Raw genomic sequence first — 10,587 nt, 5'->3', positions numbered from 1 at the left:
GCGGGTGCACTGGGCGGGCACCGAGACGGCCACCCGCTGGAGTGGCTACCTGGAGGGCGCGGTGCGTGCCGGTGAACGGGCGGCGGCCGAGGTCCTGGCCGGCTGAGCGGCACGACCGCAGCCGGCCCGGTCTCGGCGGGACCGGGCCGGCCACGGCCCTGGGTGCTACCCGACCGACCCGTTCACGGAGGACCGGGCCGGCGCGGGCGCCCCGGTCAGGGGTAGGTGGTCAGGTACACCTGCTGGTTGGCCGCGTTCGCGGTACCACCGGCGTTGTTGATCACCCGGTTGATGGTGCCGACGCCACCGAGCGAGACGGTGACCATGTTGGTGAAGCGCACGTTCGGGTTGTTGGGCACCTCGAAGGCCCGCTCCTCCACCACAGCGGGATTGACGTTGAAGTAGCTGTAGCTGCCCAGCCCGAACGCCTGGTGGCTGGTCACCGAATCGGCGACCTTGTACGCGGCGTAGCCCCGGGTCGACCCGTTCATCCAGGCCGCCTGGTTGGGCGGGTCGTACGGCAGCTCGTTCTGGTAGAAGTACGTCCGGCCGCCGTTGCAGTTCCAGATGGTCTGGTACTTCTGGTAGTGCTCGACGAAGAGGCCGTACATGGTGACGTTGTCGCCGTTGACGGTGAGCCCGGTGTCGGCGGTGTTCAGCGTCCACCCGGTCGGCACGCCGCTGGCGGCGTGGTCAGCCCGCCACAACCACATGTGGTCGCCGATCACGTTGTCGCTGTTGACCGTCAGCGTGTTGGTGGCCTTGCCGACGTGCGGCCCGCCGATACGGAAGAACACGTCGTGCAAAGAGGTCGGGTTCGTGGCGTGACTCGCGGACGAGCCGGACGGCCCGACCTCCATCAGCACCGGCGAGTTCGTCGTGCCTGCCTCGAACATGAGGCCGGCCACCTTCACGCCGTCCACATCGGCCACCCGCATGCCCACCGCGCCGTTGTCGGCCTGGATGGTGGCCAGGCCGAGACCGAGGACGACAGTGTCGGCCCGGTTGACCTGGATCGGCTCGGTGACGCGGTGCACGCCCGGGGTGAAGAGCAGGTGCCGCCCCTGGGCGAGGGCCGCGTTGATGGTGGCGGCGCTGGTGCCGGGCTGGACCACGTAGAACTGCGACAGCGAGATGGACGAGCCGGCCGGGGTCTTGTTGTACCAGCTGGTTCCGGTCGAGTTGGTGCGCAGCGCCGGCACGAAGACCCGGTACTCACCGGTGCCGTCGACGTACAGGAACGGCTTCTCCCGGACCTGCGGGGTCTGCGGGATGACCGTGTGCGACGGGTTGGGGAAGCTCGGCGCCGGAGCGCCGTTGACGCCCTGGAAGACCATGTTCCACACCGAGCCGGTCCAGCCGTTGCCGAACTCGCTGTTGCGGGAGTACCACTGCTGCTGCGAGCCGGAGACGACCAGGCCGTCGATGCGGGTGTCGGCCATCAGACCACCGCTGGACCAGCCGTCGCCGCCGTTCCAGAGCTGGATCTGGTTCTGCGCGCCGCGCAGGTGCATCCGCCGGTACGGCGCCGCCTGGGACACCGCCCAGCGCTCCACGGTCTGCCCGGCGGGCAGGGTGACCGACAGGTTCTCGGCGGCCCGCCAGAAGTTCTGGGTGGCGTTGCCGCCGAACCAGAACGCCTCGGCACGCACGTGGCCGTTGAGGTTGACGTCGTCGGGGCTCATGCCGAGGCCGGCGACCTGGGTGAAGAAGCCGAGGTTGACGTCGGCGGTGTAGGTACCGGGCTTGAACAGCACCGCGTAGCGCTGCGGGCCGAACTGGTTGGTCTCCTGTTGCGTGAAGATGGTGTTCAGTCGACTCTGGATCGTCGACGTCGGCGTGCTCGGGTCGAAGACGAACGTGTTCGGCCCGAGGTTCGGGTTGCGCGGGTCGGTCGTATCGACCGGGGGCTCGCCGGTCCCGCCGCCGGTGGTGTTCACCGCCAGTTCCCACAGCGAGTAGCCGTAGGCGGTGCCCCGGGCGGTGCCGTACATCCGCAGGTAGCGCCCGCTGCCGGCGACGGTGAGGGACTGCGTGCCGCCGGTGGCCGTGGTGGTGGAGTAGATGGTGGTCCAGGTGGCCCCGTCGGCCGAGGTCTGGAGCTGGAAGGCCCGGGCGTACGCGGCCTCCCAGGTGAGCACCACCCGGCAGATGGTGCGGGTGCTGCCGAGGTCGACGCGCAGCCACTGCGGGTCGCTGGCGGTGCTGGCCCAGCGGGTGCCCGTGTTGCCGTCGACCGCCGCGGATGCCGCGAGGCCGGCGTCCTGGCTGGACGAGGCGGTCGCCGGGCTGCCCTGCGCGACGTTGGTGCTGCCGCAGGTCGGCGTGGTGCCGCCGGTCTCGCCGTACACCTGGAACTCCCAGAGCGAGTAGCCGTAGCCGGTGCCCCGGGCGGTGCCGTTCATCCGCACGTAGCGGCCGGCGCCGGTGACGGTGAGGTTCTGGGTGCCGCCGGTGCCGGTCGTGGTCGAGTAGATGGTCGTCCAGGTGGCCCCGTCGTCGGAGGTCTGGAGCTGGAAGGCCCGGCCGTAGGCGCCCTCCCAGAGCAGGTCGACCTGGCTGATGGTGGCGCGGGCGCCCAGGTCGACCTGAAGCCACTGCGGGTCGCTGAACGCGCTGGCCCAGCGGGTGCCGGTGTTGCCGTCGACGGCTGCGGAGGCCGGGGTGCCGGCGTTCTCGGTGGACGAGGCGGTGGCGGGGCGGCCCTGGGACAGCAGGGTGGGCGCGGCCTGCGCGGGCGCGGTGGCACCGGTCGGGGTGAGGGCCGCGACCAGGGCCACGGTGAGCCCGACGAGCAGGTGCCGGACGGCGCGTCGAGGACGCGGGCGTACGGATGTTGCACGAGATGTCATGACATCGCCTGTCGATAAGAGGGCTACGAGGGGGTGCCGCGCGGATGGGATCGACTCGCCCGTGGCGCCGTGGGTGGTGCCGCCGATGCGGCGTCGCGGGAGGGAGAGCGCTCTCGTAGGAGTGTTGCGGCGAGATTGCGACGGCGTCAAGACATCGATCTATAACTTCGTTATTTATCCCGAGGATCTTTTTTGCGTAATTTGCCGGCGGCGTTGACGTCGCCCCCGCTCAGCGGCGGACGCCGCCCTCGGTGAGGAAGCGGGCGATCGGGAGGGTGGCCGCGCCCAGCGCCACCGCGTCCACCCCGAGCCGGCACAGCTCGATCGACGCCTGCTCGTACGGCTGGCGCAGCGCCTGCCGGCCGGCCGCCTCCCGCACAGCCGGCAGCAGGTCGCCGAGGGCCATCGCCGCCCAGCCGCCGAGCACCACGCGCTCCGGGTTGAACAGGTTGATCAGGTTGGCCACCCCGGCGCCGAGGTAGCCGGCGGTGTCCTCCAGCACGCGTCGGGCGGTGGCCGAGGTCTCGGCGGCGGCGACCAGCGCGGCGATCTGGGACTCCTCGTCCTCGCCCAGCACCGGTCGACCCCGGCGTGCCTCCCGGTAGCGGTCGATGATCGCCTCCGCCCCCACGTACGCCTCCAGGCACCCGCGTGCGCCGCACCGGCAGACCCGGCCGCCGTACACCAGGGTGGTGTGCCCCCACTCCCCCGCGCTGCTGGACGCGCCCCGGTAGGTGGCGCCGTTTGTCACCACCGACGCACCCACCCCGGAGCCGACCAGTGCGAAGACGGCGTGCCGGGCGCCCCGGCCGGCGCCGAACCACATCTCGGCCTGGCCGAGGGTCTTCGCGCCGTTGTCGATGTGCAGCGGCAGGTCGGTGCCGGCGCCGATCAGACGCTCCAGCGGCACCCGGTCCCAGCCGAGGGCCTGGGCGTGCACGACGGCCTCGGTGCCCTGCTCGACCACGCCGGAGACGCCGATGCCGACGCCGAGCACGTCGCCGGGGGCCACCCCGGCCTGGCCGGTGACCGCCTCGATGCCGGCCAGCACGTGCCCGGCCACCAGGTCGGGCTCGGTGCGGGCCGGGTCGAGCGGGTACTCGACGCTGGCCAGCAGGGTCATCGCGAAGTCGAACAGCTCGACCCGGACCCGGGTCTCGCCGACGTCCACGCCGATCAGGAAGGCGAAGCGGGGCGCGATCCGCAGCAGCATGCTGGGCCGGCCGCCGTCGGACTCGGCGGCGCCGGCCTCGGCGACCAGCCCTTCGTCGATCATGTCGGCGACCACGTTGCTGACCGCGGGTTGGCTCAGCCCGGTGCTGCGCACCAGGTCCTGCCGGGTGAGCGGGCCGTCCAGGAAGAGCTTGGTCAGCAGGGCGGACCGGTTGCGCAACCGCACGCTGCGGTTGGTGGCTCGCGCCAGCTCCACTCGTCACCTCGTTCCTGTCGGCCGTTCGAGGCGACTGTAACCGCCTCGTGCTTGACGACCCACCGGCCAACAACTTTAATGACGACATAATTTAAGCCGTGATGTAACTCCCGGGAAACGCCGACGGACCTCGACGGCGCACCCCCGAACCCTGTCCGCAGCCGGCCCCCGTCGCCCGACCCCTATCGGTGACGAAGGCCGGCGGACCCCCACCACGCACCGGAAGGGCTGACCCGTGTCGAGACGACACCTCGGGATATTCACCGCCGCCGTACTGGCGGCCGCCTCGCTGACCGCCTGCGGAGGCTCCGGCGACGACTCCGCCGCATCGCCCAAGACGCTCACCTACTGGGCCAGCAATCAGGGCGCCAGCCTGGAGGCCGACAAGACCATCCTCCAGCCGGAGTTGGACAAGTTCGAAAAGCAGACCGGGATCAAGGTCACCGTCGAGGTGGTCCCCTGGTCGGATCTGCTCAACCGCCTGCTGGCCGCCGCCGCCTCCGGCAAGGGCCCGGACGTGGTCAACATCGGCAACACCTGGTCGGCGTCGTTGCAGGCCACCGGCGCGCTGGTCGAGTTCGACGACGCCGCCCTGCAGGCCGTCGGCGGCAAGGACCGGATCGTGCCCGCCGCGCTTGCCGCCGCCGGCGCCCCCGGCAAGCCGCCAGCCGCCGTGCCGCTCTACAGCATGGCGTACAGCCTGTACTACAACAAGAAGTCGTTCGCCGACGCCGGCATCACCGCGCCGCCGACCACCTGGGAACAGCTCACCGAGTACGGCAAGAAGCTGAGCACCGGCGGCAAGTGGGGCCTGGCGATCGAGGGTGCCAACCCGTCGGAGAACGCCCACCACGCCTTCACCTTCAGCCAGCAGTACGGCGGCGAGTGGTTCGACTCGGCCGGCAAGCCGACCTTCGACACCCCGCAGAACGTCTCGGCGATCAAGCGGTACATCGACTTCATGGCCGCCGACAAGATCACCAACCCGAGCAACGCCGAGTACGCGCAGAACCAGTCGGTCTCCGACTTCGCCAACGGCAAGGCCGCCATGCTGCTGTGGCAGTCCGCCGGGTCGAACCTGAAGACGCAGAACATGCCCGCCGACGCGTACGGGGTGGCACCGGTGCCGTTCCTGGCCAGCCCGCCGGCCGGCGGCAAGAAGGTCAACAGCATGGTCGCCGGGATCAACATGGCGGTCTTCAAGCACACCAAGAACAAGGACGGCGCGCTGAGCTTCGTCAAGTTCATGACCAGCGACGAAGAGCAGACGATCCTCAACAAGACGTACGGCTCGCTGCCGGCGGTGAAGACCGCGGCCTCCGACCCGGCGTTCAGTGCCACGGAGCAGAAGACCATCCAGGAGACCCTGGTCACCACCGCGGCCCCGCTGCCGCAGGTCCCCGACGAGAGCACCTTCGAGACCCTGGTCGGCACCGCGATGAAGGAGTTGTTCGCCGACGCGGCCAGCGGCAAGCCGGTCACCGAGGCGTCGGTGAAGGCCAAGCTGACCGACGCGCAGCAGAAGATGCGCTGACCCAGGCATCACCGGTGGCCGTGGTCGGGTGCTGAGCCCGACCACGGCCACCGACTCCGAGAGGACCCCGATGGCAACCAGCACCACCGCGCCGGACGCCGACCGGCGCGAATCCCGGGCCGGGTCACCGGCACGGGGGCCGGCCCGCCGGCCCCGCGGCCCCCGCCGCTCACTCCTGCCGTACCTGCTGCTCGCACCGGCCGTCGTGCTGGAACTCGCCATCCACGTGATCCCGATGGTGGTCGGGGTCTGGATGAGCCTGCTGGAGCTGACCCAGTTCCACATCCGCGACTGGTCCACCGCACCGTTCGTGGGGTGGGAGAACTACCGGGCGACGCTCGACCTGAACAGCGCCGCCGGCAAGGAACTGCTGCACTCGTTCTGGATCACCCTGGCCTACAGCCTGCTCTCGGTCGGGTTCGCCTGGCTGCTCGGCATCTCGGCGGCGGTCGTCCTGCAACGGCCGTTCCGGGGACGGGCGATCCTGCGGGCGCTGTTCCTCACCCCGTACGCGTTGCCGGTCTACGCCGCCGTGATCACCTGGAGCTTCCTGCTGCAACGCGACACCGGCCTGGTCAACCACGTGCTCGTGGACCAGCTCGGGCTGCTGGGCGAGCGGCCGTTCTGGCTGATCGGCGACAACAGCTTCTGGTCGCTGCTGGTCGTGTCGGTCTGGCGTAACTGGCCGTTCGCGTTCCTGTGCCTGATGGCCGGGTTGCAGAACGTGCCCGGCGAGCTGTACGAGGCCGCCGCGATCGACGGCGCCGGGTTCTGGCGTCGGCTGCGCTCGGTCACCCTGCCCATGCTGCGGCCGGTGAACCTGGTGCTCCTGCTGGTGCTGTTCCTGTGGACGTTCAACGACTTCAACACCCCGTTCGTGCTGTTCGGCGGCTCCGCGCCGGAGCAGGCCGACCTGATCTCCATCCACATCTACCGCAGCTCCTTCAAGACCTGGGACTTCGGCTCCGGGTCGGCGATGTCGGTGGCGCTGCTGCTGTTCCTGCTGGTCGTCTCGGCCGCGTACCTGCTGATCACCAACCGTCGGAGGGACGACCATGCGTGAGACCGCCGGTGAGCGCTGGGGCCGGCGCATCGTGCTGACCCTGCTCACCCTCTTCGCCGTCATCCCGCTCTACGTGATGGTCACGTCGGCGGCGAAGCCGTTGCAGGACGTGCAGAACGGGTTCACCTGGTGGCCCAGCCGGCCCACCCTGCAACCGTTCGTCGACATGTGGAGCACCGTGCCGCTGGCTCGGTACCTGGTGAACAGCCTGGTGGTGTCGAGCATCGCGGCGGTCTGCTCGGTGGCGGTGGCCATCTTCGCCGCGTTTGCGGTGAGCCGGTACCGGTTCCGCGGTCGGGGTGTCTTCTCGGTGACGGTGCTGTCCACGCAGATGTTCCCCGGCATCCTGTTCCTGCTGCCGCTGTTCCTCATCTACGTCAACCTGGGCAACGCCACCGGCATCGAGCTGTACGCCAGCCGTACCGGCCTGGTCATCACGTACCTGACCTTCTCGCTGCCGTTCTCGATCTGGATGCTGGTCGGCTACTTCGACTCGATCCCCCGGGGTCTGGACGAGGCGGCGCAGGTCGACGGCGCCGGTCCGCTGCGCACCCTGTTCCAGGTCATCCTGCCGGCCGCCGTGCCCGGCGTCGTCGCGGTCACCGTGTACGCGTTCATGACCGCGTGGGGTGAGGTGCTCTTCGCGTCGGTGATGACCGACGAGGGCAGCCGCACCCTGGCCGTCGGCCTGCAGGGCTACTCCACCCAGTTCAACGTCTACTGGAACCAGATCATGGCCGCCTCGCTGGTGGTCAGCATCCCGGTCGTCGTCGGGTTCCTGGCCCTTCAGCGCTACTTCGTCGCCGGCCTGACCGCCGGCGCGGTCAAGTGAGTCATCCAACCCCAGAGGAGAACCGACCCGTGCCCGACCTGTCCAAGCTGCCACCCGACTTCCTCTGGGGTGTCGCCACGGCGGCGTACCAGATCGAGGGGGCCGTCGACGTCGACGGCCGGGCGCCGTCCATCTGGGACACCTTCTCGGCGACCCCCGGCAAGGTCGACAACGGCGACACCGGCGCGGTGGCGTGCGACCACTACCACCGGTGGCCGGAGGACCTGGCGCTGCTGCGCCGACTCGGCGTGGACGCGTACCGTTTCTCGGTGGCCTGGCCCCGGGTCATGCCCGACGGCGTCGGGCGGGTCAACGCCGCCGGGCTGGACTTCTACGATCGGCTCGTCGAAACGTTGCTCACCGACGGGATCCGACCGTTCGTCACGCTCTACCACTGGGATCTGCCGCAGGTCCTCCAGGACCGGGGTGGGTGGCCGGAGCGCGCGACCGCCGAGGCGTTCGCCGACTACGCGGCGGTGGTGGCTGCCCGCCTCGGTGACCGGGTCGCCGACTGGTGCACTGTCAACGAGCCGCTCTGCGTGTGCTGGATCGGGCACCTGGAGGGCAACATGGCCCCCGGCGAGCGGGACCTCACCCGGGCGGTGCACGCCTCGCACCACGTGCTGCTCGGGCACGGCCTGGCCACCCAGGCGATCCGCGCCAACGCGACCCGGCCGGCGTCGGTGGGTCTGGTGGTCAACCTCAGCCCGATCGAGGCGGCGACCGACCGACCCGAGGACGTCGCGGCGGCCCGCCGGGCCGACGGGCACGTCAACAGGTGGTGGCTGGACCCGATCCACGGGCGTGGCTACCCCGCCGACATGATCACCACCTACGGGGTCGAGCCGCCGGTACGCGGCGACGACCTGGCGGTGATCGCCACGCCGACGGACTTCCTCGGGGTGAACTACTACTTCCGTCAGCTGGTGGTCGACGACCCGACCGGTGCGGCCCCGTACGCGCGGCAGGTGCCGGTGCCCGGCTCGGTGGAGACCGCGATGGGTTGGGAGATGTACCCGGCGGGCCTGGAGCGGCTGCTCGTCGACGTGCACGAGGAGTACCGGCCGGGCCGGATCATCGTCACCGAGAGTGGCTCGGCGTGGCCGGACGAGGTCACCCCGGACGGCACGGTGGAGGACAAGGAACGCACCGACCACCTGGAGCAGCACCTGGCCGCGTGCGCGTCGGCGGTGGCCCGAGGGGTTCCCCTGGACGGCTACTTCGTCTGGTCGCTGCTGGACAACTTCGAGTGGGCGTACGGCTACGACAAGCGCTTCGGGCTGGTGCACGTCGACTACCCGACCCAGACCCGGACGGTGAAGGCGAGCGGCCTGCGCTACGCCGAGTTGATCCGCGCACACCAGCGGCTCGCCCGCACCACCGGCACCGCGACGCCGGTGGCCTGAACGGGGGCGGTGCGAGCGGCCGCCCGGGGTTTCGACCCCGGGCGGCCGTTCCCGTCCGATCGGACGAAACCGCCACCGACCGCGTTGGCGAATGGCTAGCCTGCGGCAATGTCCGCAGCACCCGACGAGGCCGAGCAGCCCGACGCCGGAGCGCGAGTGTCCGGCATCGACCGGATGACGGCCTTCAGCGACGGCGTCTTCGCCATCGTCATCACCCTGCTGGTCATCGAGTTGCGGGTGCCGGAATACCACGAGGGCGCGTTGCTGACCGGCCTGCTCGGCGAGGGCGCCTCCTACCTGGCCTTCGTGGTGTCCTTCGTCTACATCGGGGTGCTCTGGCTCAACCACCACGCGCTGCTACGGCTGATCCGTGGCACCACGCTCACGCTGAGCTGGATCAACCTCGCCGTGCTCTTCGGCGCAGTGATCATCCCGTTTCCCACCGCGGTGCTGGCGTCCGCGTTCACTCACGGCAACACCGACGACCAACGCGCGGCCGTCGCCCTGTACGCGCTGTCCGCCGCGCTGATGTCGGCACCCTGGCTGGTGTTCTTCGGCTACCTGCACCGGCACCCGGCGCTGCTGAGGCGTGGGGTCAGTCCCGAGTACGCGCGCACGCAGCGGCTGCGACCGGTCACCGGATTGATCCTGTACGGGCTCAGCGGTCTGCTCGGCTGGTTCGTCAGCCCGCTGCTGGGCCTGGTCGGCGTCATCGTCATGATCATCTATCACGCGGTCACCAGCGAAGGGCTACCCCGCTGGCTGACCCGTCGCTGACCGGGCGGAGTCGGAGCAGGTCGGCCGGGGTGTCCACGTCGGCCGGGGACCCGACGTCGTCACAGGGCACCTCGACCACCAGGTCCGGCCGGTCGCGCAGCAGGCCGCGAGCGCCCCGGTCGCCGAGGGCGTACCCGCTCAGCAGCGGCCAGGTTCGTCGAGTCAGCAGGATCGGGTGCCCGGGCCGGCCGGCGTAGGTGGCGACCGCGACGACCGCGCCGTCGGCGTACGCCTCGCGCACCCGGCGGACCGCGACCGGGCTGAGCAGCGGCTGGTCGACGAGGACCACGACGGCCGCCGGCACGTCGGCCGGCAGCGAGGCCAGGCCCCGCAGCAGCGACGAGCCCAGCCCGTCGGACCAGCGATCGTGCCGGACCGGCACCGCGCCGGGCAGGTCGGGCACCTCGTCGGCGCCCGCGCCGAGCACCACGTGCACCGGCGCGCAGCCGCCGTCGCCGAGCAGCCGGATCGCGCGCCGCACCAGGGGCTCGCCGTCCAGCTCGACCAGCGCCTTCGGCCGGCCGTAGCGCCGTCCGGCGCCGGCGGCGAGCAGCAGTCCGGCGGTCACCGTCGTCACCTCCCGTACGAAGGGCTTTGCGTTATTCGCCCTGGGATATACCGACAAAGCTAGTCTGGGCCGGTGCAGGGCGGACCGGAGAACACGACAACGATCGACGAGCGCCACTCGTCCCGG

Annotated in this window: 9 protein-coding genes; 6 read left to right on the top strand and 3 right to left on the bottom strand. The window is 70.6% G+C overall.

From position 1 onward, the window contains the following. Window positions 1-4: 4 nt before the first annotated feature. Window positions 5-106 carry an FAD-dependent oxidoreductase gene (locus tag DLJ58_RS12820; protein ID WP_244218918.1) on the top strand — a complete coding sequence of 34 codons (102 nt, stop codon included), beginning with the start codon at window positions 5-7 and terminating at the stop codon, window positions 104-106. Window positions 107-215: 109 nt separating this feature from the next. On the opposite strand, the gene DLJ58_RS12815 is transcribed toward DLJ58_RS12820, so the two are convergent. Continuing rightward, a complete protein-coding gene (locus DLJ58_RS12815) occupies window positions 216-2,852 on the bottom strand; it encodes a discoidin domain-containing protein (protein ID WP_124856103.1) in 2,637 nt (878 codons plus the stop codon). 229 nt (window positions 2,853-3,081) lie between these two features. Beyond that, window positions 3,082-4,281, bottom strand: a complete 1,200-nt coding sequence (locus DLJ58_RS12810; protein ID WP_124856101.1) for an ROK family transcriptional regulator — start codon at window positions 4,279-4,281, stop codon at window positions 3,082-3,084. 235 nt (window positions 4,282-4,516) lie between these two features. Here DLJ58_RS12810 and DLJ58_RS12805 point away from each other — a divergent pair, with 235 nt between their 5' ends. The 5 genes from DLJ58_RS12805 to DLJ58_RS12785 all read left to right on the top strand — a co-directional run bounded on the left by DLJ58_RS12805 (window position 4,517) and on the right by DLJ58_RS12785 (window position 9,893). Beyond that, window positions 4,517-5,815 (top strand): ABC transporter substrate-binding protein, encoded by a 1,299-nt coding sequence (locus DLJ58_RS12805; RefSeq protein WP_124856099.1) that lies wholly within the window; start codon window positions 4,517-4,519, stop codon window positions 5,813-5,815. 70 nt (window positions 5,816-5,885) lie between these two features. Then, window positions 5,886-6,878 (top strand): carbohydrate ABC transporter permease, encoded by a 993-nt coding sequence (locus DLJ58_RS12800; RefSeq protein ID WP_124856097.1) that lies wholly within the window; start codon window positions 5,886-5,888, stop codon window positions 6,876-6,878. Next, complete coding sequence (locus DLJ58_RS12795) at window positions 6,871-7,710, top strand: carbohydrate ABC transporter permease (protein WP_124856095.1); 840 nt, start codon at window positions 6,871-6,873, stop codon at window positions 7,708-7,710. Before DLJ58_RS12800 ends, DLJ58_RS12795 begins: the two co-directional genes overlap by 8 nt. A 29-nt stretch (window positions 7,711-7,739) precedes the next feature. After that, on the top strand, window positions 7,740-9,116 hold the full coding sequence (locus DLJ58_RS12790; protein ID WP_124856093.1) for a GH1 family beta-glucosidase: 1,377 nt from the start codon (window positions 7,740-7,742) through the stop codon (window positions 9,114-9,116). 108 nt (window positions 9,117-9,224) lie between these two features. Further along, window positions 9,225-9,893 (top strand): TMEM175 family protein, encoded by a 669-nt coding sequence (locus DLJ58_RS12785; RefSeq protein WP_124856091.1) that lies wholly within the window; start codon window positions 9,225-9,227, stop codon window positions 9,891-9,893. On the opposite strand, the gene DLJ58_RS12780 is transcribed toward DLJ58_RS12785, so the two are convergent. Continuing rightward, window positions 9,853-10,461 (bottom strand): nucleotidyltransferase family protein, encoded by a 609-nt coding sequence (locus DLJ58_RS12780; protein WP_244218914.1) that lies wholly within the window; start codon window positions 10,459-10,461, stop codon window positions 9,853-9,855. The genes DLJ58_RS12785 and DLJ58_RS12780 overlap by 41 nt on opposite strands. Window positions 10,462-10,587 lie beyond the last annotated feature (126 nt).

It is taken from the genome of Micromonospora arida, from assembly GCF_003857035.1.
Lineage (GTDB): Bacteria > Actinomycetota > Actinomycetes > Mycobacteriales > Micromonosporaceae > Micromonospora > Micromonospora arida.
Note: the sequence above shows the minus strand (reverse complement) of the source record. Positions and strands in the feature narration are given on the sequence as shown.

What these genes read in the sequence shown, in the direction of transcription:
- DLJ58_RS12800 (WP_124856097.1), top strand. Translation starts at nt 5,886, where the DNA reads ATGGCAACCAGCACCACCGCGCCGGACGCCGACCGGCGCGAATCCCGG.
- DLJ58_RS12785 (WP_124856091.1), top strand. Translation starts at nt 9,225, where the DNA reads ATGTCCGCAGCACCCGACGAGGCCGAGCAGCCCGACGCCGGAGCGCGA.
- DLJ58_RS12795 (WP_124856095.1), top strand. Translation starts at nt 6,871, where the DNA reads ATGCGTGAGACCGCCGGTGAGCGCTGGGGCCGGCGCATCGTGCTGACC.
- DLJ58_RS12815 (WP_124856103.1), bottom strand. Translation starts at nt 2,852, where the DNA reads ATGACATCTCGTGCAACATCCGTACGCCCGCGTCCTCGACGCGCCGTC.